27 protein-coding genes and 6 tRNA genes are annotated in these 22,538 nt (G+C 65.1%); 24 read left to right on the top strand and 9 right to left on the bottom strand.

Features of this window, described 5'->3' with window-relative positions:
- Nucleotides 1-62 precede the first annotated feature (62 nt).
- From fliD to FYK34_RS09155, 12 genes are all read left to right on the top strand, one after another.
- A complete protein-coding gene (gene fliD, locus FYK34_RS09210; RefSeq protein ID WP_149296091.1) occupies nucleotides 63-1,412 on the top strand; it encodes a flagellar filament capping protein FliD in 1,350 nt (449 codons plus the stop codon).
- A 25-nt stretch (nucleotides 1,413-1,437) separates the two neighbouring features.
- On the top strand, nucleotides 1,438-1,830 hold the full coding sequence (gene fliS / locus FYK34_RS09205) for a flagellar export chaperone FliS (RefSeq protein WP_149296090.1): 393 nt from the start codon (nucleotides 1,438-1,440) through the stop codon (nucleotides 1,828-1,830).
- Nucleotides 1,817-2,104, top strand: a complete 288-nt coding sequence (locus tag FYK34_RS09200) for an ABC transporter substrate-binding protein (protein ID WP_149296089.1) — start codon at nucleotides 1,817-1,819, stop codon at nucleotides 2,102-2,104. The genes fliS and FYK34_RS09200 overlap by 14 nt, the downstream gene beginning before the upstream one ends.
- The gene (locus tag FYK34_RS09195) at nucleotides 2,101-3,111 is read left to right on the top strand and encodes a flagellar hook-length control protein FliK (RefSeq protein WP_231137414.1); all 1,011 of its coding nucleotides are present in this window, start codon (nucleotides 2,101-2,103) and stop codon (nucleotides 3,109-3,111) included. The genes FYK34_RS09200 and FYK34_RS09195 overlap by 4 nt, the downstream gene beginning before the upstream one ends.
- A gap of 23 nt (nucleotides 3,112-3,134) precedes the next feature.
- Nucleotides 3,135-3,572, top strand: coding sequence for a flagellar basal body-associated FliL family protein (locus FYK34_RS09190; RefSeq protein WP_149296087.1), 438 nt, complete (start codon nucleotides 3,135-3,137; stop codon nucleotides 3,570-3,572).
- A gap of 4 nt (nucleotides 3,573-3,576) precedes the next feature.
- On the top strand, nucleotides 3,577-4,272 hold the full coding sequence (locus FYK34_RS09185; RefSeq protein ID WP_149296086.1) for an RNA polymerase sigma factor FliA: 696 nt from the start codon (nucleotides 3,577-3,579) through the stop codon (nucleotides 4,270-4,272).
- 15 nt (nucleotides 4,273-4,287) lie between these two features.
- The gene (motA, locus tag FYK34_RS09180; RefSeq protein WP_149296085.1) at nucleotides 4,288-5,151 is read left to right on the top strand and encodes a flagellar motor stator protein MotA; all 864 of its coding nucleotides are present in this window, start codon (nucleotides 4,288-4,290) and stop codon (nucleotides 5,149-5,151) included.
- Between the two features lie 3 nt (nucleotides 5,152-5,154).
- Complete coding sequence (locus FYK34_RS09175; RefSeq protein WP_149296084.1) at nucleotides 5,155-6,141, top strand: flagellar motor protein MotB; 987 nt, start codon at nucleotides 5,155-5,157, stop codon at nucleotides 6,139-6,141.
- Between the two features lie 208 nt (nucleotides 6,142-6,349).
- Nucleotides 6,350-7,036, top strand: a complete 687-nt coding sequence (locus tag FYK34_RS09170; RefSeq protein ID WP_149296083.1) for a Crp/Fnr family transcriptional regulator — start codon at nucleotides 6,350-6,352, stop codon at nucleotides 7,034-7,036.
- Between the two features lie 96 nt (nucleotides 7,037-7,132).
- Nucleotides 7,133-7,393, top strand: a complete 261-nt coding sequence (flgM, locus tag FYK34_RS09165) for a flagellar biosynthesis anti-sigma factor FlgM (RefSeq protein WP_149296082.1) — start codon at nucleotides 7,133-7,135, stop codon at nucleotides 7,391-7,393.
- The gene (locus FYK34_RS09160; protein ID WP_149296081.1) at nucleotides 7,393-7,818 is read left to right on the top strand and encodes a flagellar protein FlgN; all 426 of its coding nucleotides are present in this window, start codon (nucleotides 7,393-7,395) and stop codon (nucleotides 7,816-7,818) included. The genes flgM and FYK34_RS09160 overlap by 1 nt, the downstream gene beginning before the upstream one ends.
- On the top strand, nucleotides 7,799-8,509 hold the full coding sequence (locus tag FYK34_RS09155) for a glycoside hydrolase family 73 protein (protein ID WP_149296080.1): 711 nt from the start codon (nucleotides 7,799-7,801) through the stop codon (nucleotides 8,507-8,509). The genes FYK34_RS09160 and FYK34_RS09155 overlap by 20 nt, the downstream gene beginning before the upstream one ends.
- Before the next feature lie 94 nt (nucleotides 8,510-8,603).
- Here the strand turns inward: FYK34_RS09155 and FYK34_RS09150 are convergent.
- From FYK34_RS09150 to FYK34_RS09125, 6 genes are all read right to left on the bottom strand, one after another.
- Nucleotides 8,604-8,679: transfer RNA gene (locus FYK34_RS09150), tRNA-Ala, on the bottom strand.
- Between the two features lie 7 nt (nucleotides 8,680-8,686).
- A tRNA-Glu gene (locus tag FYK34_RS09145) sits at nucleotides 8,687-8,762 on the bottom strand.
- Nucleotides 8,763-8,785: 23 nt separating this feature from the next.
- Nucleotides 8,786-8,861: transfer RNA gene (locus FYK34_RS09140), tRNA-Ala, on the bottom strand.
- An 11-nt stretch (nucleotides 8,862-8,872) separates the two neighbouring features.
- Nucleotides 8,873-8,948 (bottom strand) — tRNA-Glu (locus FYK34_RS09135).
- 7 nt (nucleotides 8,949-8,955) lie between these two features.
- Nucleotides 8,956-9,031 (bottom strand) — tRNA-Ala (locus FYK34_RS09130).
- A gap of 617 nt (nucleotides 9,032-9,648) precedes the next feature.
- Nucleotides 9,649-9,724: transfer RNA gene (locus tag FYK34_RS09125), tRNA-Ala, on the bottom strand.
- Nucleotides 9,725-9,920: 196 nt separating this feature from the next.
- On the opposite strand from FYK34_RS09125, the gene hpnC reads away from it, so the two are divergent.
- The 9 genes from hpnC (at nucleotide 9,921) to FYK34_RS09080 (ending at nucleotide 17,367) form a co-directional block, all read left to right on the top strand.
- A complete protein-coding gene (gene hpnC / locus FYK34_RS09120; RefSeq protein ID WP_149296079.1) occupies nucleotides 9,921-10,733 on the top strand; it encodes a squalene synthase HpnC in 813 nt (270 codons plus the stop codon).
- A 65-nt stretch (nucleotides 10,734-10,798) separates the two neighbouring features.
- A complete protein-coding gene (gene hpnD / locus FYK34_RS09115; protein WP_149296078.1) occupies nucleotides 10,799-11,644 on the top strand; it encodes a presqualene diphosphate synthase HpnD in 846 nt (281 codons plus the stop codon).
- Nucleotides 11,641-12,912: a hydroxysqualene dehydroxylase HpnE gene (gene hpnE / locus FYK34_RS09110; RefSeq protein WP_149296077.1), complete on the top strand. Its 1,272-nt coding sequence runs from the start codon at nucleotides 11,641-11,643 to the stop codon at nucleotides 12,910-12,912. Before hpnD ends, hpnE begins: the two co-directional genes overlap by 4 nt.
- On the top strand, nucleotides 12,909-13,670 hold the full coding sequence (locus FYK34_RS09105) for an SDR family oxidoreductase (protein ID WP_149296076.1): 762 nt from the start codon (nucleotides 12,909-12,911) through the stop codon (nucleotides 13,668-13,670). The genes hpnE and FYK34_RS09105 overlap by 4 nt, the downstream gene beginning before the upstream one ends.
- A gap of 14 nt (nucleotides 13,671-13,684) precedes the next feature.
- Complete coding sequence (locus tag FYK34_RS09100) at nucleotides 13,685-14,218, top strand: hypothetical protein (RefSeq protein WP_149296075.1); 534 nt, start codon at nucleotides 13,685-13,687, stop codon at nucleotides 14,216-14,218.
- Between the two features lie 62 nt (nucleotides 14,219-14,280).
- Nucleotides 14,281-15,642, top strand: a complete 1,362-nt coding sequence (gene radA / locus FYK34_RS09095; protein ID WP_149296074.1) for a DNA repair protein RadA — start codon at nucleotides 14,281-14,283, stop codon at nucleotides 15,640-15,642.
- Between the two features lie 2 nt (nucleotides 15,643-15,644).
- A complete protein-coding gene (locus FYK34_RS09090; RefSeq protein ID WP_149296073.1) occupies nucleotides 15,645-16,205 on the top strand; it encodes a sigma-70 family RNA polymerase sigma factor in 561 nt (186 codons plus the stop codon).
- Nucleotides 16,202-16,387, top strand: coding sequence for a zf-HC2 domain-containing protein (locus FYK34_RS09085; RefSeq protein ID WP_149296072.1), 186 nt, complete (start codon nucleotides 16,202-16,204; stop codon nucleotides 16,385-16,387). The genes FYK34_RS09090 and FYK34_RS09085 overlap by 4 nt, the downstream gene beginning before the upstream one ends.
- 74 nt (nucleotides 16,388-16,461) lie before the next feature.
- Nucleotides 16,462-17,367 (top strand): tetratricopeptide repeat protein, encoded by a 906-nt coding sequence (locus tag FYK34_RS09080; protein ID WP_149296071.1) that lies wholly within the window; start codon nucleotides 16,462-16,464, stop codon nucleotides 17,365-17,367.
- Between the two features lie 44 nt (nucleotides 17,368-17,411).
- Here the strand turns inward: FYK34_RS09080 and FYK34_RS09075 are convergent, their stop codons facing one another.
- Nucleotides 17,412-17,762, bottom strand: a complete 351-nt coding sequence (locus FYK34_RS09075; protein ID WP_149296070.1) for a DUF2325 domain-containing protein — start codon at nucleotides 17,760-17,762, stop codon at nucleotides 17,412-17,414.
- A gap of 153 nt (nucleotides 17,763-17,915) precedes the next feature.
- On the opposite strand from FYK34_RS09075, the gene FYK34_RS09070 reads away from it, so the two are divergent.
- Nucleotides 17,916-18,707: a transporter substrate-binding domain-containing protein gene (locus FYK34_RS09070; protein ID WP_149296069.1), complete on the top strand. Its 792-nt coding sequence runs from the start codon at nucleotides 17,916-17,918 to the stop codon at nucleotides 18,705-18,707.
- Here FYK34_RS09070 and FYK34_RS09065 read toward each other — a convergent pair.
- Nucleotides 18,698-19,660: a hypothetical protein gene (locus FYK34_RS09065; protein ID WP_149296068.1), complete on the bottom strand. Its 963-nt coding sequence runs from the start codon at nucleotides 19,658-19,660 to the stop codon at nucleotides 18,698-18,700. The genes FYK34_RS09070 and FYK34_RS09065 overlap by 10 nt on opposite strands.
- 111 nt (nucleotides 19,661-19,771) lie before the next feature.
- Nucleotides 19,772-21,355 carry an ABC1 kinase family protein gene (locus tag FYK34_RS09060; RefSeq protein ID WP_231137413.1) on the bottom strand — a complete coding sequence of 528 codons (1,584 nt, stop codon included), beginning with the start codon at nucleotides 21,353-21,355 and terminating at the stop codon, nucleotides 19,772-19,774.
- Nucleotides 21,356-21,514: 159 nt separating this feature from the next.
- On the opposite strand from FYK34_RS09060, the gene FYK34_RS09055 reads away from it, so the two are divergent.
- Together FYK34_RS09055 and FYK34_RS09050 are read left to right on the top strand one after the other, a co-directional pair.
- Entirely contained in the window at nucleotides 21,515-22,246 is a 732-nt protein-coding gene (locus FYK34_RS09055) for a C40 family peptidase (protein WP_149296066.1), read from the top strand.
- 60 nt (nucleotides 22,247-22,306) lie between these two features.
- The gene (locus FYK34_RS09050) at nucleotides 22,307-22,528 is read left to right on the top strand and encodes a hypothetical protein (RefSeq protein ID WP_149296065.1); all 222 of its coding nucleotides are present in this window, start codon (nucleotides 22,307-22,309) and stop codon (nucleotides 22,526-22,528) included.
- Nucleotides 22,529-22,538: the final 10 nt, after the last annotated feature.

Raw genomic sequence — 22,538 nt, 5'->3', positions numbered from 1 at the left:
CCGCGCGCGGCGGTCGCCCTTTCATGGCGCAGACCATTGAATAGCGGACGAAAGGGATAGCGATGGCGATAGATTTCAACGCGATGCCGCCCAGCACTTGGGCGGACAATCTCGCCAAGAGCAGCCTGGGCAATATGCAGAGCGCGCTGGACAGTCAGACCAAGGCCTCAAAGGCGCGCAGCGACGCGCTGAGCCAATTGCAGAAGGCGCTGCAGGACTATAAGAGCAGCCTTTCCACCTTGAACGGCAAAAAGAGCCTGGTGGCGATGAGCGCGACGGCGAGCCAGGACGGCATCGCCAGCGTCAGCGCGGCCGGCAACGCCCAGCCGGGCAGCTACAGCCTGTTCGTCGAGCAGACCGCCAGCGCGCAGCAACTGGCGATGGGGGATTTGAGCGCGGCAACGGCGCAGTCCGGCGACAAATTCACCGTCAAGCTGGCCGGCGGCGACAGCTTCGACGTGTCCATGAGCGGCGCGGATCAAAATGGGGACGGCAAACTGTCGGTCACCGAGCTGGCCATGGCCATCAACCGCGCCAACGGCAACAGCGGCAAGGTCAGCGCCATCGTGCTGAACAACAACGGCGCGAGCCAGTTGGTGCTGTCTTCCGGCAAGACCGGCCAGGCCGGCGCCATCTCCCTAGACCTGAGCCAGGTCGGCGACGCCGGCCTGAAGGCGGGGCTGTCCAGCTCGCAGACCTTGACCGCGGCGCAGGACGCGGTGGTGTGGCTGGGCGGCAAGGGAACAGGCGTGCGCATGCAGCAGGCCTCCAATACCTTCACCAACATCGACGGCGTCAACCTCACCGTCAACAAGGCGATGAAGGACGGCGACGCGCCGCTGCAAGTCACGGTGAGCCGCAGCGACAGCGACACCAACGCCAACCTGCAGTCTTTCCTCGACGCCTACAACAAGGTGTTCAAGGCCATCTCCGACCTATCGCAGCCGGGCAGCAGCGGCAAGCCCGGCGCGGCCTTCGCCGACGACTCCAGCGTGCGCGCGCTCAAGGGCCAGCTCAACACCATCCTGCGCCAGTCTTACGACGGCATCACCCTGGGCCAGCTGGGCATCAGCGCCAGCCGCGACGGCACCCTGACGCTGGACAGCAAGAAGCTGGGCGACGCGCTCAAGGCGTCGCCGGACGCGCTGGACCGTTTTTTCAGCGGCCAGTCTCAAAACGGCGCGCTCAAGCAAAGCGGCGACTATCTGGACAAGTGGCTGAACGCCAGCAGCGGCCTGATCAAGCAGCGGCGCGACAGCGGCGACCGCCAGCAAAAAGACCTGGACCGCCGCCAGGACGCGCTGCAGCAGCAATACCAGCGTCTGTACCAGCGCTATCTGACGCAGTTCACCCAATTGCAAAGCATGCAGGACCAGATGACCCAAACCCTGGGCATGCTCAACTTCAACTGATTACAAGACAGGCGGGATCAAGACAGTGGATTACGAAGCCTACCGCAGTTACCACGCGGTCAATTTGGAGTCGCAGACGCACGCCGCCAGCCAGGTGGAGCTGGTGCTGGTGCTGTTCGACGGCCTGCTGGAAGAGATCGCGCGCGCGCGCGGCCATCTGCAACATCGCCGTTTCGAGGCCAAGGGCGAAAGCATCAGCAAGTGCATCAACATTCTGAACGGCCTGTCCAGCGCGCTGGACTTCGAGTCCGGCGGCGAAGTGGTGGCCAGTCTGGCGCGTTTGTACGACTACTGCGCGCATCGCTTGTACCAAGCCAGCGTGGAGCTGGATGTGGCGGCGCTGGACGAGGCGGAGACGCTGTTGGTCACCTTGAAGGGCGGCTGGATAGGCGTGCGGGACCAGCATGCCGCGGCCTGAGGTGGACGCGCTGTGCCAGGCCATCGCCGCCGCCGGCGCGCGCCGCGACTGGCAGACGCTCTCCGGCATCGATCAGCGCCTGCGCGACAGGCTGGCGGCGCCGGACGCCGGCTGGGACGACGAGGACAGGCAGGCCCTGGCCGCCGCTTACCGCGGCGCGCTGGCGCGCAGCCAAGCGGAGTCAGATGCATTGCGGCACAGGCTGGCCGCCATCGGCCAGCAGCGCGAGGGCCAGCTGGCCTACGCGCAATTCAGTGAATGGGAACCAGCATGAGCAGAGTGGCACCGCCGCCTATCCAGAACCCGGCGCCGGCCCCGCTGGACGATATCGTCGCGCCGGGTCGGGACGAGCGCTCGCAAGCCGATGACGCGTCCAGCGTCGATTTTGCCGAGGCCTTGCAGCAAGCGGGGCAGGTGACGCCGGCCGACGCTCAGGACAAGACCGCCGACACGGACCCGAAGACGCCGCTGTCGTTCTGCGGGGCGCCGCAGGCCGCGCCGCTGGCGCCGCCGCCGCAAGCGCGGGCGGCATCGGAGCGGGACGCCGTCAAGCCGCGCCAGGCTGACCCGCTGGCGCTGAGTCCGGCGATGCGGCCGTCCATCGCGTGGCAGGCCATCCTGCCGCAAGGCGCTGCCGTGCCTGCCCAGGCGTCGTCCGACGGCCCAGGCCTGGCGGCGGACGCGGCCGGGGCCGCTCAGGCCAAGCTGGCTGCGCCGCTCGGCGCGGTTGCCGGCAAGGCGCTGGCGGCGCAACTGGCCGAGTCGTCCTTGCCGCAGGAGGCTGCGGCGGCGCCCTTGCCTTCCCTGATGCCGCTGGCCGCGCATGCGGCGGAGCCGGGCAAACCGGCCGAGAGCGTCAGCCTGGCCTTGCCGGCCGCGCAGCCGGAAAGCTGGGGCGGCAAGCTGCAGGCGGCGCTGGGCGAGCGGCTGCAAGTGCTGTCCAGCCAGAACCAGGACCGCGCGACGATACGTTTGGACCCGCCGGCGCTGGGTTCGCTGGAGATCGCCATCCGCCATCAGGCCGGGGTCCTGACCGTGGAGCTGACTGCCTCCCACGGCGAAGTGGTGCGGCAGCTGCAGAGCATAGGCGATGCCTTGCGCCAGGACCTGGGCAGCCGCCAATACACCCAGGTGGCAGTGGACGTGAAGGAAGGCATGCCGTCCGGCCATGGCCAGGGCGGCCGCCACGGCCGCGAGCCGCAAGCGCGCGAGGAGCCGGGCCGGGCCTTGAGCCGGGAAGGCTGGCGCGCGGCGGGCGGTTTCGAGCTGGAGCAGGGTTGAAGCGTTGAGGAGGTAGGGCACACATGAATGGCAAAACCCTGATCGCGGCCGCGCTGGCGGCCGTGTTGGCCGCCGGGGCGGGCGTCGGCGGCTGGTGGTATGTCCAGCGCGCGGAGCGCGCCGCGCCCCGGGCGCCCAAGCCGGCGGACTATCGCTATGTCACGCTGGACAAGATCATCGTGATGCTGCGCGCCGACGCCGGCGGCGATCCGCGCTACATGGCGGTGGATCTGGTGTTCCGCAGCAGCCCGGACAACGAGGCCAAGGTGAAGGAACAGCTGCCGCTGCTGAAGAGCGTGGCGGTGCGCGCGCTGTCCCAGCTGAGCCGCGAGCGCGCCGGCGCCTTGAGCATAGACGACTACCAGAGCCTGCTGAGCAAGGCCTACCGCGCGTCCTACGCGCGCGAGCAGGGCGAGCCGCCGTTCAGCGAGGTGATGGTGGGCAAGCTGATCATCGAGTAAGCCGATGTACGCCGAAAGCTATGCCCAGCCGGCCCAGGCGCGGGACGAATCCCGGCACCTTGCCGCTTACGCGCCGCTGGTCAAGCGCGCCGCGCGCCAGCTCTCCAGCCAGGCTGGCGGCGTGTTCGACCGCGAGGACATGGAGCAGATCGGCCTGATGGCGCTGTTGGACTGTCTGCGCCGCTATGGCGGCGAGCCGGACGAGCGCTTCGCCGGCTTCGCCATGCTGCGCATCCGCGGCGCCATCCTGGACGAGCTGCGGCGGCTGGACTGGCGGCCGCGTTCGGTGCGGCAGGAGGCGCATCGCGTGCGCGACGGCCTGCGCGAGCTGCGGCGCAAGCTGGGCAGGGAGCCGTCCGAGGCGGAGGCGATGAGCTTGCTGGGACTGGATGCCGACGCTTACCGCGAGGCGCTGTTGGCGGAAAACGCCGAGGCCATGGCCAGCTTTGATGAGCTGGTGGCATCGGGCGTGGAGCTGGCGGGCGAAGGCTCGCCCGAGGCTAGGCTGGAGCGGCAGAGCGAGCTGGCGCGCGCGCTGACCGCGTTGAACGAGCGCGAGCAACAGGTGATCCAGCTGTATTACGAGTTCGAACTGAGTCTCAAGGAGATCGCGGCGGTGCTGGAGCTGACCGAGGCCCGCATCTGCCAGATCAACAAGAGCGCCCTGAAAAAAATGCAGGCGTGCCTGATGGCGGCCTGAGGCAAGGAAATTCCCATGCAGCAATTGTTTGGCATTTTGATCGTGCTGGTTTGCGTATTCGGCGGCTTCATGCTGCACGGCGGCGTCTTGTCCATCATCTGGCAGCCGACCGAGCTATTGATCATCTGCGGCGCCGCCATGGGCGCCATCGTGCTGGGCAATCCGCCGCATGTGCTCAAGGAAATGGGCAGCCAGATCAAGCGCGTGGTGGTGCGCAAGAAGCAGGGCGCGGAATTCCAGCGCCAGCAGCTGTTGCTGATGTACGAGCTGCTGATCACCGCCAGCCGCGGCTTGAAGGCGCTGGACCAGCATGTGGAGGCGCCGCGCCAGAGCCCCTTGTTCAATCGCTATCCCATGGTGCTGGAAAACCGCAAGCTGCTCGCCTTCATCGTCGACAACTTCCGGCTGATGGCGATGGGCAAGATCAACGCCCATGAGCTGGAAGGCGTGCTGGACCAGGAGCTGGACGCGATCCACGAACAGCTGAACCAGCCGTCCAAATCTCTGCACAAGATCGCCGAGGCCATGCCCGGCTTCGGCATACTGGCCGCGGTGCTGGGCATCGTGATGGCGATGAACACCGTCGCCCAGGGCGCCAGCGCCGGCGAAATCGCCGCCAGCGTGGCGGCCGCCATGGTGGGCACCTTCATCGGCATTTTCTTTTGTTACGGCGTGCTGGACCCGCTGTCCAACGTGATGAGCCAGCTGGTCAAGGAAGAGCTGTCGCACTTCGAATCGGTCAAGGTGGTGTTGACCACGCACGCCTCCGGCAAGCCGCCGCTGCTGGCCATCGACGCCGGCCGCCGCCTGGTGCAGCTGAACACCAAGCCCAGCTTCTCCCAGCTGGAGTCGTGGATCAACGCGCTGGAGGGCGTGTAAGCGATGGCGCCGCTGAAGAACAAGGATGGCCATGAGGGCGCGGTCATCAAGCGCGTGTCGCGCCGCCATACCGAGGAGGCCCACGGCGGCGCCTGGAAAGTGGCGTTCGCCGACTTTGTGCTGGCGCTGATGTGCCTGTTCCTGGTGCTGTGGGTGCTGGCCGCGCGCGACCAGGAAAACCTGCAGCAGCTGCTGAGCGCCTCCGGCGGCAAGCCCATGATGGAAGGCGCCAGCCGGCAGATCGACCACCTGGGCAATCCGCCCGGCAGCCTGATTCCGCGCGACCCCGTTCCCGGCCCCAGCGGCAGCCAGGCGGCCAGCAAGTCTGCCGTGCGCAATACCGACAAGCGCACGGTGGATGATCCGCCGGAGTTGATGCGGCATAGCTATGACAGCGAGGCCGATTTGCGCAAGCTGGCCCAGGCTTTGTCCGAGATGAGCCGCCAGGCGGGGCTGGCCAGCAATCTGCAGACCGTGATTACGCCTTACGGCCTGCGCGTGACGCTGCATGATACGGACAAGCAGGGCATGTTCGAGCGCGGCAGCGCCATCGTCGAGCCCAGGTTCCGCAAGTTGCTGCTGCAGATCGGGGGCATGCTGGGCGAGATCGACAACCGCCTGCTGATCGTCGGCCACACCGATGCCGCGCAGTACCACAGCGCTGGCTTCGGCGCGCTGTCCAATTGGTCGCTGTCCAGCAGCCGGGCCATGGCGGCGCGCATGCACATGATGCAGGGCGGGCTGGCCGGCGAATCCGTGCTGCAGGTGGTGGGCATGGCCGAGCGGGCGCCGCTGGATGCGGGGCATCCGCTGGCGGCGCTCAATCGCCGCATCGAGTTGCTGATCCTGACTTCCAAGCAGGCGCGCGCGGTGGTGGCGATGTATGGCGCGGGCGGAGAGCAGGGCGGTCCCATGCCCGGGGTGTCGGCGACGCAATACGACGCGGCGGGCGAACGCGCGGGTCCCGAAACGGCGACTGGCATGAAATAATTAAACGTCCATGTCTCATTCATGAAAATCCTTGCTATGCAAGGATTTTTTTTGTGAGAATTCCACACAAATTTTAAGTAAATTATTTACAATGTGCGCGTCTTTGATAAGAATATCGCTGTTTGAGTCATTTCTCATACAATTAAGATCATAAAATGACAGGGACGTGTCCATCGGCATGATCCCGTGTCGGGGACGCGTTACCGAGATGAAACAAGAACAAGCCTTGCAGATGTTGCGGCAGACGCCGCTATTTGGCCATTTGTCTGACGATGCTCTGGCTGGGGCGCTGGCGGCGGCGGAGTCGATCCGCTTGGCAAGAGGCGAAACCCTGTATGCGGAGGGCGAGGCCTCCGACGAGGTCTATCTGTTGTGCGCCGGCTGCATGCAGTCGTTTGTCGCTGCGCCGGGCGGCAAGAAGTACGTGTTGCAGGTGAGCATGCCCGGCGACATGCTGGGCATGGAGTCTTTTGTCGATGGCGGCGAGCGCAACAGCAGCGCGGTGGCCGACGAAGAGAGCGTGGTGTTGAAGTTTTCGCGGCCCGTGCTGTGCGCCTTGTTCGGCAGCGAGGACGGCTTGCCGGGCTGCGATAAGGTTCGCGTCGGCATCATGTGCTATCTGGTGGCCCTGGTGCGCCACATGACCACCCTGGCGCGCAATCTGGCCTTGCTGGACGTCTACGGCCGCGTGCGCATCCTGATCAATCAGATGCTGGTGGAGCAGGATGGCGTGCTGATGCTGCGCAAGCAGTTGACGCAGCAGGAAATCGCCGACCAGATCGGCTCCTCGCGCGAGATGGTGGCGCGCATCCTGAAAGAGCTGATCTACGGGCATTACATCCGTCTGGAAAACCGCCGCATCGTCGTGTTGAAGATGCTGCCGGAAAACTTCTGAATCCCGACGCGCGGCTTTTTGCCGTCGTTCGTTTAAGTTCGGCGCCCAGCTGTCGCCTTGTATCGGTAAACACCGTATGCAAACGCAGGTCACTCGATGCAAATCACATCCCACACCTCACGCCGCGGCGAATTGAGCGCCGTCGACAAGACCGACGCGCCGGCGGCGGCCGAGCCTGCCGCGCGCGGCGCGGCGGCGCAAATGGCGCCGGCTTCGCCGGCCTCCGCGTTGCGGGCCATGCCTGAAATCGACGCCTCCCGGGTGGAGGCGGTGCGCGCGGCGCTGGCGCGCGGCGAAGTCCGCTTCGACGCGCAGCGCCTGGCGGGCCTGATCGAGCAATATCATGGCGGCCGTTGATGGATAGAAGGCAGGCCTATCGCCAGTTGTTCGATACCGTCGCGGCCGATCTGTCGGCCTATCCGCAGCTTGCGGCGCGGCTGGAGGCGCAGTTTGAAGCGGCGCTGCGGCATGACGCGGCCGGTTTGCAGGATAGCGCAAGCGAAATCGCCGAGCTGTGCGCCAGGCTGGAGCGCAGCCGGCGCGAGCGAGCCGGTTTGCTGCGGGTCTTGCTGCCGGCGGGCGAGCCGCTGTCCATGGCATCGGCGTTGGCGGTTCTGCCTCCGGCCTTGCGCGAGCGGGCGGACGCGATGTGGCAGAGCTTGCGCGGCTGGATAGCCGAATGCCGGGAGCGCAATCGCCGCAACGGCGAGTTGTTGACGCAGCGCCGAGAACTATTGCGGCGGGTGCTGGAAGGAGAGTCCGATGTTTACGCTGCGCAGTGAGCGGGTCGCCGGGTCTGGCGCGGCGGCGGGCGAGGGCATCGCCTTGCCGCTCGATCTGCCTGGGGCGGGCGCCGGATTTGCCGAGCAGTTTGCCGGGCTGCGCGCCGAGGTGGAGCGCTTCATCTCGGAAGGCGGGGCGGATGCGCCCATGCCGTTGACGCCGGAGGCCGGCCGCTTGAGGCAGCAGCTGCGGGCCGGGGCCGACGCATCGGCCGCCGGCGCGGATCGACAGGCTTTCTTGGTCGAGATGTTGCCGCATGCGCAACAGGCCGCCGCCAAGCTGGGCGTGGCGCCGGACATCCTGCTGGCGCAGGCCGCGCTGGAGTCGGGCTGGGGGCGCAAGCCGCTGGCCAAGTCCGATGGCGGCAACAGTCATAACCTGTTCGGCATCAAGGCCGGCGCGGGCTGGCGCGGGGAAGTCGCCATGGCGTTGACCTCGGAGTTCGAGCATGGCCGCAAGGTGGCCAGGGTGGAGTCGTTTCGCGCCTATCCGGACTATCAGGCGGCTTTCGACGATTATGCGCGGCTGCTGGCCAGTCAGCCGCGCTACCGCGCCGCCTTGGGGGTGGGCAATGACGAGCAGGCGTTTGCCGAGGCCTTGGCGCGGGGCGGCTATGCCAGCGATCCGGCTTATGCCGACAAGCTGGGCGGCCTGGTTAGGCGCTTGCGGGAGAGTCGCGGGGGTGGTTGAGAGTGAGGGGGCTTTGGAGCGAGTTTTGCTTTTATGCTCGCTTTTTAAAAATAAATAAAGAAAAAGCCGAAATCTTTCGATTTCGGCTTTTGACTGGTGGAGGTAAGCGGGATCGAACCGCTGACCTCTTGCATGCCATGCAAGCGCTCTCCCAGCTGAGCTATACCCCCAGTATGCTGGCGTCCCCACGGGGATTCGAACCCCGGTTATCGCCGTGAAAGGGCGGTGTCCTAGGCCTCTAGACGATGGGGACAAGTGTCCTACTAAATTGTGGTGTGGTGGAGGTAAGCGGGATCGAACCGCTGACCTCTTGCATGCCATGCAAGCGCTCTCCCAGCTGAGCTATACCCCCACGTAAAACTATGGCGTCCCCACGGGGAGTCGAACCCCGGTTATCGCCGTGAAAGGGCGGTGTCCTAGGCCTCTAGACGATGGGGACTAAATTGTGGTGGAGGTAAGCGGGATCGAACCGCTGACCTCTTGCATGCCATGCAAGCGCTCTCCCAGCTGAGCTATACCCCCACGAATTCCGTCGATTTCGCTTTCGCGCCGACCGTTCTGTCTCGACAGGAAGCGAACTATACATGGGCAATTTACCCATTGCAAGTGGTTTGTAAGAAAAATTCGACGAAATCAATAAAATAATCAAATGTCATTTAAATGGGTGCGTGCTTGCGACAAAGGCGCTGCCATTGGCTGCAGCCGGCGGGTTGCGGAATGGGGCGAGAGGCTTGCTGAGGTGGGCGGCGGATGGCGTTGGGGCGTGTCCACTATCCTTGTGGCTTTGCATTCCCTCGGCGGATAGTCATTTTCCTTGCCGGGTCTGCATGGGCGTGCGGGATGGGGGTGTCTGCCGAGAGGGGCGGCATGCCGGATGTTCCGGCCCAAGTCGCGCCTGGGGCTTGTCGCCGGGTTCCGCCGGATCCGAGTCCGCGAATTCTTGATTCGCATCGGCGATGCGAGCCAAGAGCGCGGGGCTTGGGCATGTGGCCGCTTAAGTCCCTGGGGGTCTGTCGCCCGGCGGAGGCTTGAGGGGGGGCATGGAGCGCGTGTTTTATGCCCACGGCTCAAAAGCCGAATGATTTGGAACGCAAAAAAGCCCGCTTGCGCGGGCTTGATCGTCTTGTGAAGCAGGTGACTGGTGGAGGTAAGCGGGGTCGAACCGCTGACCTCTTGCATGCCATGCAAGCGCTCTCCCAGCTGAGCTATACCCCCGTTGGATGTCGCTGCGTTCACAGTGCTGGGCATTCTAGGCCCGTATGGCTGGCTTGTAAATACCCTGTGCAACAAAATTGAAAATTTTCCTGCGCGGCAGGTTTCAGCGCGCCGGCGCATGGTTCCGTCAGCCTATGGGACGCTGTCACGCCGGCTCGGGTATAATCCGCAGCCGGATCAGGCATGAGAGGCGGCGATGTCGGTTGGCCATTACGAGAATTTCCCGGTGGGTTCCATCCTGTTGCCGCGCCGCATGCGGCGCGCGGTGCATGCCATTTACCATTTTGCCCGTTATGCGGACGATGTGGCGGATGAGGGAGAGGCCGAGGCGCATGAACGATGGGCCGAGCTGGACCGGCTGGAGGCCGACCTGGACCGCATCGCGCGGGGTGAGCCGCCGCGCATCGCGCTGATGGCGCCGCTGGCGGCGGCCATCGTCGAGCACGCGCTGCCGCTGCAGCCGTTCCGCGACTTGCTGTCGGCCTTCCGCCAGGATATAGGCAAGACGCGTTACCAGAGTTTCGGCGAGCTGGTGGATTACTGCCGCCGCTCGGCCAATCCGGTGGGACGGCTGATGCTGGCTCTGTATGGCGAGACCGATGCGCGCAGCCTGGCGCAGTCGGACGGCATCTGCACGGCGCTGCAGTTGATCAATTTCTGGCAGGATGCGGCCATTGATTGGCAAAAAGGCAGGGTGTACCTGCCGCAAGAAGACTTGGCGCGCTTCGGCGTGACGGAAGAGCAGATCGCCGCCGGCCGCTGCGACGCGAAATGGCGCGCGCTGATGCGTTTCGAAATCGAGCGCGCGCGCAAGATGCTGCAAGCCGGCGCGCCGCTGGGGCGCACGTTGCGCGGCCGGCTGGGCCTGGAGCTGCGGCTGATCGTGATGGGCGGCGAGCGCATCCTGCAAAAACTGCACGCCAGCGATGGCGATGTGTTCCGCCAGCGGCCCAGACTGAACGGCCGCGACTGGGCATACATGATATGGCGGGCGTGCCGGGCCAGATAAGCCGGCGCGCCGCTGAAACGGAATTCCGCCGGCGGCTTGGCCGGCGATAGCAGGGGGAGAGGCGCGTGACGCCGGATCAGTATTGCGAGGACAAGGCCGCGGCCAGCGGCTCCAGTTTCTATTACAGCTTCCGCTTCCTGCCGGAAGAGCGGCGCCGCGCCATCACCGCGCTGTACGCCTTCTGCCGCGAGGTGGACGACGCGGTGGACGAATGCCAGGACCTGAACGTGGCCAAGGCCAAACTGGCTTGGTGGCGCGGCGAGGTGGGGCGGGCCTATGTGGGGCAGGTGGACCACCCGGTGATGCGCGCGCTGCAGCCGCATCTGAAAACCTTTCAGCTGCCGCAGTCGCAGCTGGAGGAAATTCTGGACGGCATGGAGATGGACCTGCACATGGTGCGCTACCAGCGCTACCAGGACCTGCTGCTGTATTGCCACCGCGTGGCCGGCGTGGTGGGCCAGCTGGCCGCCCGCATCTTCGGCTACCGCGACGAGCGCACGCTGGAGTACGCGCATGAGCTGGGCGTGGCCTTCCAGCTGACCAACATCATCCGCGATGTCGGCGAGGACGCGCGGCGCGATCGCATCTATCTGCCGATGGAAGAGTTGCAGCGTTTCAACTGCCCGGCCATGGACATCTTGCATTATGAGGAAAGCGAGGCCTTCAAGGCCTTGATGGAGTTTCAAATCGAGCGGGCGCAACAGCAGTACCGCAAGGCCTGGGAGCTGCTGCCGGCAGAGGACCGCAAGACTCAGCGGCCCGGCTTGCTGATGGCGGCTATCTACCGAGCCACGCTGGAAGAGATTCGGCTGGACGGGCCGGCCAAGGTGTTGAACCAGCGCCTGTCGCTGACGCCGCTGCGCAAGCTGTGGCTGGCGTGGAAAACCTGGACTTTCGGCTACCAGTCGTGAAGCCCCGTGTAGCGGTGGTGGGCGCCGGCTGGGCCGGCCTGGCCGCGGCGGTGGAGTTGGCGGACGCGGCCGAGCTGACCGTCTACGAGGCCGGCCGGGAGCCGGGCGGCCGCGCGCGCTGCCTGGGCAGGGATGAAGACAGGTTTGACAATGGTCAGCACATCCTGTTGGGCGCTTATGCAGAATGCCTGCGCTTGATGCGCAAGGTTGGCGCCGAGCCTGACCATCTGCTCAGGCGGCTGCCCATGCAGTGGCTGCGCCAGGGCGGCTTGGACATGCGCTGCCCGCGTTTGCCCGCGCCGCTGCATGTGGCCGCCGGGCTCCTGCTGGCGCGCGGACTGTCCTGGGGTGATAAAGGCAGACTGGCGCGGGCGTTGGACGCCTTGAAGCGCGCCGGCTACCGCTTGCCGGCGGATGTCGGCGTGGAGTCATGGCTGTTGCGGCACGGCCAGAGCGAGGCCTTGCTGCGCGATTTCTGGCGGCCGCTGGTGGCCTCGGCCCTGAATACGCCGCTGCGGCAGGCGTCGATGCGCGTGCTTGCCGCGGTATTGCGAGATAGCCTGGGCGCGGGCCGCTCCGCCAGCGATCTCTTGCTGCCGATGCAGAATGTGTCCGCGCTGTTTCCGCAACCCGCCTGGCGCTGGCTGGGCGAGCGCGGGGTCGAGCTGAGGCTTGGCCAGCGCGTGGCGGCGATCGCGCCGGGAGACGGCCGGCCACGCGTCGACGAGGCGGAGTATGATGCCGTTATCGCGGCGGTGGCGCCTTATCATGCGGACGCGTTGCTGGCTGAGCCGGCATTGCGGCAACGCGCCGCCGCGTATCGCTACTGTCCCATCGCCACGGTCTACCTGCGTTACGGACAATCGCCGCGCCTGCCGGCGCCCATGCTGGGCGTCAGCGGCGGCGCGGCGGATTGGCTGTTTGATCGCGAAGCCTTGTGCGGCGAGGCGGGCTGGCTGGCGGCCGTGCTGAGCGCGCCGGCATCGCTGCCGCCGCAGGCGGAGCTGGTTCGCGCCGTGGCGGAGGATGCGCGTCGCGTCGCGCCATGGCTGGGCGAGCCGCAGCAGAGTAAGGTCATCGTGGAGAAGCGCGCCACTTTTGCCAGCGAGGTCGGTCTAAACAGACCGGATGTGCGCCTGGCCTGGCCTGGAATGTATCTCGCCGGGGATTGGGCGCATCCCGAGTATCCGGCGACGCTGGAAGGCGCGGTGCGCAGCGGGGTGGCCGCGGCGGCTGCGGTGAAACTGGATTTACGGATGGAACCATGACAATGAAGACAGAATACTCTCAAGACGCCCTGGCGGGACGCGTGATCCTGGTGACCGGCGCCTCGCAAGGCATAGGCCGCGAGGCCGCGCTGACGTTTGCCCGCCATGGCGCGACCGTGGTTTTGCTGTCCCGCAGCGTCAAGGGCCTGGAGAGGGTCTACGATGAAGTGGTGACTGGCGGCGGACCGGAGCCGGCCGCCATTCCGCTGGACTTGCTGAATGCCGGCGAGAACGAGTTCAACAACCTGGCCTTGACCATACACCGCGAGTTCGGCCGGCTGGACGGCATCCTGCACTGCGCGTCCCATTTCTTCGCGCTGTCGCCGCTGAGCAATCAGACGATAGAAGAGTGGATGAACCAATACCGCATCAATACGGTGGCCCGCTTTGCCCTGACCCGCGCCTGCCTGCCGCTGCTGAAAGCGGCGCCGGACGCCTCGGTGCTGTTCGTCGGCGAGCATCACGCGCTGTATCCGGCCGCCTACTGGGGCGCGTTCGGCGCCTCCAATGCCGGCCTGGCATACTTGACCCGCGTGGCCGCGGACGAGTGGGACATGTTCCCGGATCTGCGCGTCAACCTGCTGCTGCCCGGAGCGGTCAATTCGCCGCAGCGCAACCGCACCCATCCGGGCGAGGACAAGAGCGAGCGGGGCGACTTGGCTGACCTGATGCCGCATCTGCTGTACTGGATGGGCCATGACAGCCGCGGCCGCAGCGGCGAGGTGATCGAACTGGATCTGCGCAAGCCGCGCGACTGATACGGGGAGAAGGCATGAAGAAACTGCTGCTGATGGCCTGCGTCTTGCTGCTGGGCGGCTGCAACTACGTGAACAGCGTGACTGGTCTGAGCAAGGATTCCGACAAGGCGATAGGCGCCGCCTGCCGCCAGACCGGCCGTTCGCTGGAAGAGTGCTACCAGCGCAATCCGAATGCCGACAAAGCCTTCATCTACGCCGGATGGCGCGAGATGAACGAGTACATGGCCAAGAACAAGCTGGAGACGATGACGCCGCCGGTGGACAAGCAGGCCGATGCCAGCGGCGGCGCGGCGGTGGGCGATGCCCGCCCGCCGGCGCCGGCGGCGGGCAAGTCCAGCGATGCCGGGCCGCATCCTTTGACCAGCGAGGAGGCCGACCGCGCGGCCAAAACCGACCCCGAGGTGGCCGCCGTGCTGGCCGCCATGCATCGCCAGGACGGCGGCGGCAAGCCCGCGCCGTCCAGCAAGGGTGAGGCCGATCAAAAGCGCCTGCTCAACATCATCAACGAAATCAACAAATCCGACCCCAATCGCCCGCCGCAACACTGACGCGGCGACGCGCAACGCCGGCTCCTGTTATGCTTGGGCCTTTGTTTGCGTAACTCGATTCGATGGCCAAGAGCAAAACCGTATTCAGCTGCACCGAGTGCGGCGGACAGTCCCCCAAGTGGCAGGGCCAATGCCCGCACTGCAATGCCTGGAACACCCTGGTGGAAGCCGTGGCCGCGCCGGCCGCGGCCAGTCCGCGCTTCCAGTCCTGGGCGGCCAATGTCACCAAGGTGCAGAAGCTGTCCGAGGTGCAAACCGAAGAAACCCCGCGCGACCCTTCCGGCATTGAGGAGCTGGACCGCGTGCTGGGCGGCGGCATCGTGCGCGGCGCCGTGGTGCTGATAGGCGGCGATCCCGGCATCGGCAAGTCCACGCTGCTGCTGCAGGCCCTGTCGCAGATCGGCCAGAGCCGCAAGGTGCTGTACGTGTCCGGCGAGGAGTCGGCGCAGCAGATCGCGTTGCGCGCCTCGCGCCTGGCGCTGGATACCAGCCGGGTGGATCTGCTCGCCGAAATCTGCGTCGAGAATATCCTGTCCACGCTGAAGCGCGAGCAGCCGGAAGTGGTGGTGATCGACTCCATCCAGACCTTGTACACCGAGCATGTGACCTCGGCGCCGGGTTCGGTGTCGCAGGTGCGCGAATGCGCGGCGCAGCTGACGCGCATGGCCAAGCAGAGCGGCATCACCGTGCTGCTGGTGGGCCATGTCACCAAGGAAGGCTCGCTGGCCGGCCCGCGCGTGCTGGAGCACATGGTGGACACCGTGCTGTATTTCGAGGGCGATTCCCATTCCAGCTACCGCATGATACGGGCGATCAAGAACCGCTTCGGCGCGGTCAACGAGCTGGGCGTGTTCGCCATGACCGATCGCGGCCTGAAAGGCGTGTCCAACCCGTCCGCCATCTTCCTGTCTTCCTACCGCGACGATGTGGCCGGCTCCTGCGTGCTGGTGACGCAGGAAGGCACGCGGCCCTTGCTGGTGGAGATCCAGGCGCTGGTGGACGACTGCCACGGCTTCCAGCCCAAGCGTCTCACCGTCGGCCTGGAGCAGAACCGGCTGGCCATGCTGCTGGCGGTGCTGCACCGCCATGGCGGCGTGGCCTGTTTCGACCAGGACGTATTCCTCAACGCAGTGGGCGGCGTCAAGATCAATGAGCCGGCGGCCGATCTCGCCATCATCCTGGCCATGGTTTCCTCCTTGCGCAACAAGGCGCTGCCGGAGAAGCTGGTGGTGTTCGGCGAGGTGGGCCTGGCCGGCGAGGTGCGCCCGGTGACGCGCGGGCAGGAGCGGCTGAAGGAAGCGGCCAAGCTGGGCTTCACCCGCGCCATCGTGCCGTCCGCCAACAAGCCGCGGCAGGAGATAGAGGGGCTGAAGGTGCTGGCGGTGGATAGGCTGGACCAGGCTGTGGAATTCTGCAGGGAGTGAGCATGATAGATCCGCAACAGATCGAGCAGGAGCGGCCCTACCTCTTGCGCTACGCGCTGGCTCAGCTGCGCGAGCGCGACGCGGCGGAGGAGGCGGTGCAGGAAACGCTGCTGGCGGCGCTGGAGTCCAAGGATAATTTCTCCGGCAAGTCCAGCCTGCGCACCTGGCTGACTTCCATTTTGCGCTTCAAGCTGATTGACGCCTTGCGCCGCAAGGGCAAGGAAAAGCTGTTCGAGTCTCTGGAAGATGAGGCTGACGACGGCGATTTCGACGGCCTGTTCGCCAAGGACGGCCATTGGCGCGAACCGGTAAAGGCCTGGAGCGGGCCGGAGTCGCAGCTCGTTTCGAAGCAGTTCTGGGAGGTGTTCGAGCAATGCTCCAAAGTGATGCCGCGCCGCACCGCCATGGTATTCGCCATGCGCGAAGTGATGGGCATGGAAATCGCCGAGATCTGTAACAATCTCGAGATTACGGCGACCAACTGTTCAGTACTGCTGTACCGGGCGCGCATGACGCTGCGCGAATGTTTTTCCACACGCTGGAGCCGGGAGGACGAGCGATGAAGTTGAGTTGCCGCGAAGCCAGCCGGCTGATTTCGGCCGGCCTGGACAGACCCTTGAGCGCAGCCGAGCATCTCAAGCTGCGCATGCATCTGTTGTTGTGCGGCAATTGCCGCCAGTTTTCCCGGCAGCTCGATTTGCTGCGGCAGGGCGCGCGCCGCGCCGGCCAAGGTTTGGAGCCGTAAACGGATAGTCGATACTTTGACATTGTCATTTTAATTGTTGATACTGGGCCTTTCTTGACGGAAAGGCCTTTGTCATGTCCGCTGGCGAACTGCTGCAACATCTGATTCAAATCCATGATGACCAGCCGGACGAGGCGGCTGAGCAATTGCGGGGGCTGGTTCAGGCGCCGGACCTGGCGGCGGCCGATCGTCCGCGTCTGGCCTGGCTGATCAATCACATGCTAGGCGAGGAAAAAGGCCAATGGCGCGCGGCCTGGTCCTTGCTGAAGCACTTGCCGCTGGATGGCGCCAACCAAACGCTGCTGCGGCATTGCTTCGTCGCCGCCACGCTGGCCGGGGACGCATTGGGCGTATGGCAGCTGGAAAGGCAGTGGCGCGATGCCGGGGCGCAGGACGCCGAGATCCATCTGCTGGTGCGCGTGGGCGTGCTGCAGGGCCTATGCCGCAGGGCGCCCCTCGCGTCCTTGCTGATCATGTTGAATGAGGTTCTGGACGTGTTGGATGCCGGCAAAGCCCAGGGGCATGATGCCACTTTGGCCATGTTGTTCAACAACATCGTATCCACCCTGCTGGAGCGGGCTGACCTGGAAAACGAAGGCGCCGCCGCTTGGAACACGCTTTGGCGCGCCGCCCAGGCGGCGCGTGGCTACTGGGGGCGTGCCGGCAACTGGGTCAATCACGAGCGCGCCGAATACCTGCTGGCGCAGACGGCCAATCGTTTCCAGCGCTGGCAGGAAGGCTTGGCGGCGGCCAATGAAGGCTTGGCCCTGATCGCCGCCAATGGCGAGGAAGCCGTGGATCAGGCTTTCCTGCTGCTGGAAAGAGCCAGGGCCTTGTTCGGCCAGGGACGGGAGGCGGAGGCGAGGGGCGCCTATGATGCCGCCGAATCCTTGGCCGCGGGGTTTGGCGCCAGCTTGCGGCCATGGTTTGATGGCTGCGCCCGGCGGGCAAAAAAGAAGCCGGCGCTGGCCGGCTTGTGAGTCTACAAAGGTCGAGCTTGGAGAAAATTTCGGGCTGCGGGCGCTCAGCGTTTGCGCCTGCCGGCGGCCTCCGGCCCACGCTTGGGGCAGGCGGCGCAGGGCTGTTCGCACATGCCGGCGCCGGTTAGCGATTGCTTCAGCGCGCATACGGAGCGGCGACAGGCGATGAAGCGGATTTGCTGCTCGGCCGCCAGTTCGCGGAAGTGGCGCATCACATTGTGGCCCAGGAAGTCGGTGAACAGGATCAACAGATCGGTGCCGGCGGGCAGCCGGTCTACCTTGCGTTGATGCGAGCTGTTGCGGCCGCTGAGGTGGCGGTGGATGGTGATGCCGTAGTCTTGCAGCACGTCCGGAATATTGCCCAGCGTATCGGCTCCAACCAGCATGGCGTTCATGCGCGATCTCCTGTGGTGATTTTTGATAATGATAATAATTATCATTTAATGAGTCAAGCCTCCCTGGCCCGCGGGCTCGATGGCGAGAGGTCCGCGTAGCGCCTATGTTGTAAACATCGCGTTGCAAACGCCGGCGCCGGCGGGGAGGGCGTCATGAGATGGACGGGACTGTCGTGCTATTGGATCGCGTCTTGCCTGGCCTGGGCCTGCAGTCCGGCGCAAGCCGACCTGTTATCCAAGGTGCAGCGCCAGGGTACGCTGGTGGTAGGCGTGGAGGGCACGTTTCCGCCTTACAGCCAGTGGAATCACGGCAAGCTGGAAGGGTTCGAGGTGGACTTCAGTCGCGCTTTGGCCAGGCAGATGGGCGTGGAGGCGCGCTTCCAGGCCATAGGCTGGAGCCATATGCTGGACAGCCTGGCGCATGGCCAGGTGGATGTGGTGATCAATCAGGTGGTTTCCACGCCCGATCGCCAGCGCCGTTTCGATTTTTCCATCCCTTATACCTATTCCGGCATGCAGATGGTGGTGCGCAAGGCGGATCAGCTGCGCTTTCGCGATGCCGCCGCTATGCGCGGTAGCCATGTCGGCGTCGGGGCGGGCACCAATTACGAACAATGGCTGCGCGCCCATGTGCCTCAGGCTCATCTCCACCTGTATCACGATGACCTGACCAAATACGAAGGCCTGCGCCGCGGCGAGGTGGACGCCATCGTGATCAATCGGCTGGCCGCGTTTAATTTGATGCTGAGCACGAAGGGCGATCTGGTGGCGGCGGGGCATGTGCTGGCACCGGAGGATGCCTGCGTGGCCATGCGCAAGGGCGATCCGGCGTTTCTCGCCATGGTGAACCGCGCCATTGGCCATCTGCTGCGCGACGGCACCTTGCTGGATTTGTCGCGCAAGTGGTTCAAGGCCGACATCGTCAGCCGGCCGGATCAGCCGTAGACATCCACCTGGCTGACCAGCCCAGCCTGGCCGTCATCTTTCAAGTAGACGCCCGCGCTTTGCATCTGCGCGGTGGGCGTGGCGCTGGCCGCGTCGCGGCGTATCGTCAGCGGCGCCCGCACGCTGGGCAGCAGGATGGCGCCGATATGCGCCTGTTGCAGCGTCTCCGTCTGATCGCTGCCGTCGGTGAGGCGGCCGGTCCATATCTTCAGCTGCGCGTAAACCGGGTCCGACTCGTCGATCACGCCGTCGTGGTTGGCGTCGTATTTCGCCAGATCGGCGAAGCCGTCGCCGGTTTGCGGGCCGAAAAGTTCGCCGCCATTGTTGATCTTCCCGTCGCCGTTCTTGTCCAGGACCAGCCAGCCGCCGTTGCTGGGGAATGGCAGCTGGCTCGCCTGCCCATTGTTTTCCAGATCGAAATTCACCGTGGCGCCGCTGAAGCCGCCGGCGTCGGGGCCCAGCGTGATCATCAGCGGATCATGCGGCTGGCCGCCGCTTTGGCTGCTGGTGCTGCTGTGGTATTGATAACGGCTGCTCATGGACAGGTTCAGCGAAAACTGAAATTGCTTGCCGTCCTGGGTGGCGATCTGGCCCTGCGCCGCGAAGTTCAGCTGCTGGGTTTCCTGATAGTCGATCTCCTGCAGCGTCGTGACGGCGGGCGTCGGGGGCGGCGCGGCCGCGCCGCTGTCGTTCTTGGCGGGAGACTGGCCGTCCCACAGCCAGATCTGGATGCCGAAGGCTTTTTCCAGTATGGCCTTGACCAGGCCGAGCAGGCCATTGGTGTCGCCTTGCAGCATGGCAGACTGCAGGCTCCGCACGCCTTGCTGGCTAAGCTGCACATTGTCGGGCGCGGCCGGGGGCGGCTGGGAAACCGTCACGGTTTGCCGGATGCTGGCGGTCTGGGTTTGCGTGAACTGGCTGGAAAGATCGGCGGAAACGGAAGCGATGCGCATGGCGGCGGTCCGATGAAGGCGCGGGGATGTTTCCTTCATCGGCACCGTCCGCCGTAACTTGATGCTGTGGCGAATGCGTATCGCCAAGCGGCTGCCGATCTGCTACGGCGCTTATAAATCCTTGCCGGAGCGCCAGATGGACCAGACCAGCCAGATGCTGTTGAGCAGCGCCAGCATGAAGCCGAAGAAGCCGAAAAAGGGCAGGCCGAACAGCTTGGGCCCCGCGTTCACCGTCATCACAATGGACGAGCCTATGATCAGGCAGCCGGTGACGATGCCCATGGTCAGCCGGTTGCTGCTGCGGTCCAGTTGCTTGCCGAAGCTGTCCAGGCGCTGCAGGTCCAGATTGACGCGAAACTTGCCGTGGCGCATGTCGCGGCCCACGCGCACCAGGTCGCGCGGCAGGCCGGTGATCATTTCCAGCCCTTCCGACAGGGACTGCTTGCCGCGCTTGAGCAGCGCGGCCGGGTGGTAGCGGGCGACCATCAGCTCCTTGACGAAGGGCGTGATGTGCGCCACTAGCTGGAAATCCGGGTTCAGCTGGCGCCCCAGGCCTTCCAGCGTCACCAGCGCCTTGAACAACATGGCCATGTCCGGCGGCAGCACGATGCCGTGGTTGCGGATCAGGTTCATGATGTCGGCGATCAGCTGGCTGATGTTCAGATTCTTGAGCGGCACATGTTCGTACTGGAACATGAATTCGCCCACTTCGTCGGCGAATTTCTGCATGTCCACCGGCGTGTTGCCGGTCCATTCGATCAAGACGTCTATGATGCCATGCTCGTTGTGCTCGGCCACGGCGGACAAGAGATCGACGATTTCGTCGCGCCGCAGGTGGCTGATGCGGCCCACCATGCCGAAGTCGATGAAGGCGATGCGGTGCTCGGCCAGGAAGAACACATTGCCGGGGTGGGGGTCGGCGTGGAAGAAGCCGTTGACCAGTATCATCTTCAGCACCGCGTCGGCGCCGCGCTGCGCCAGCAGCACCGGGTCCAGGCCGCTGGCCGCCAGCCGCGCGAGATCGCTGGCCGGGATGCCGTCGACGAAGCTCTGCACATTGACCGCGGCATTGGTGTACTCCCAGTGCACGCGCGGCACCTCCACGCAGGGATCGTCGGCGAAGTCCTTGCCGAAACGCTCCATATTGCGCGCCTCTATCGCCAAGTCCAGCTCGCGCCGGAGCGAGCGCGAGAACTGGGCGACGATGCCGGATGGCTGGTAGCGGCGCAGCTCCGGGAATTCCAGCTCCACCAGGTGGGCGAGGTGGGCCAGGATGCGCAGATCGGCCTCCACCTTTTCCGAAATGCCGGGGCGGCGCAGCTTTACCGCCACCTCGCTGCCGTCGCGCAGCCTGGCGCGGTGCACTTGGGCGATGGAGGCGGAGCCTATCGGCTGCATGTCGAAGGCGAGGAAAAGCTGTTCGGCGGACTGGCCCAGAGCCTCGCGCACCAGCCGTTCCACCGCGGCGGGCGGCAGCGGCGGCACGCGGTTTTGCAGTTTTTCGAATTCTTCTATCCAGTCCGGCGGAAACACGTCGACGCGGGTGGACAGGATCTGGCCCAGCTTGATGAAGGTGGGGCCCAGCTCCTCGCAGGCCAGCCGCAGCCGCACCGCCGTCGGCTGGCCGGACTCGCCGTCCGGCAGCCCCAGGTTCAGCCATTCGCTGGCTTTTTCCATGGCGCGCGGCAGCTTCAAGCGCTGGGCGAACTCTCCCAGGCCATGCCGTATCAAAATTCCGCTGATTTCTCTTAATCGCGGTAAGTCCCGCATTGCAATCAAGGTTTCCCGTATCATGTGCTTTTCGCCGCTCCGCTTGGCTTTACACTACCGGCCCCGTCCGATAGAGTGCGGCCTATGAAATTGCAACTCCGCTTATCTGCGCTGGCGCTGGCGGGCTTCATGGTCTTCGCCCAGGCCGCGCCAGACAAGGCCGCGCCGGACAAGCCTCCGGCCGATAGCGCCGCAGCCGACAAACCGGACGACCCCATCTCCAAATACGCCGCTCCGCAAGAGGATGCGGTGGGCGACCTGCTTTTGCAAGCGATGAGTCTGTTGGGCGTGGCTTATCGCTTCGGCGGCAACACGCCGGATGACGGCCTGGACTGCAGCGGTTTCATCCGTTACGTATTCCAGAAGTCGCTACGGGTGAACCTGCCGCGCACCGCTGCCGAGATGGCTCATGTGGGCAAGGCGGTGGGCCGCGGCGAACTGATGCCGGGCGATCTGGTGTTCTTCAATACCCGCGGCTTCAATTATTCCCATGTCGGCATCTACATGGGCAACAACAAATTCATCCACGCGCCGCGAACGGGCAAGAACATCGAAGTGTCGAACCTGTCGCAGAGCTACTGGACGGCGCGCTACAATGGCGCGCGCCGGGTCAATCGCAGCACCGCCTATCTGCCGGCGGACACATCCGAGGATGTGAGCGTGAAGGGTGGTTCGAAAAAGTCGGAACCGGCGGCCAAGTGCCGCAAGGGTCACAAGAAATGCAAGGCCGCCGCCGCGTCGGCGCGCGGCAAGAAGGGCGCCAAGGCTGCGCACGCCGCGAAGTCCAGCGCCAAGAAGAAAAAGCACAGGCACTGATCGGCCTGGCCGAGCGACGATGCCCGCAGTTTGCGGGCATCGTGTTTTCAGGAAGGTAATATGACATTGAAGATTGAGATGCCGGTCTGGAAGGATCCGGACGGCAACGTCGTCGCCTGCGTCGAGAAGCTGAAGGTGATGCGCGAAAACCTGGAAGAGATCGCCCAGCTGGCGCAGGACGCCTTCGAGGACGCGGTGCTGATGGGCTGCGAGGAGCAGCAGGTGCGCGACTATCTGGCGGCCTTGATGCAGAGCCTGGAAAACCCTTACCGTCCCGAGTGAGAAAAGCAGA

Origin of the sequence: Chromobacterium paludis (assembly GCF_008275125.1) — a bacterium.
Lineage (GTDB): Bacteria > Pseudomonadota > Gammaproteobacteria > Burkholderiales > Chromobacteriaceae > Chromobacterium > Chromobacterium paludis.
The sequence above is the reverse complement of the archived record's forward strand: the minus strand, read 5'-3'. Positions and strand labels throughout refer to the sequence as shown.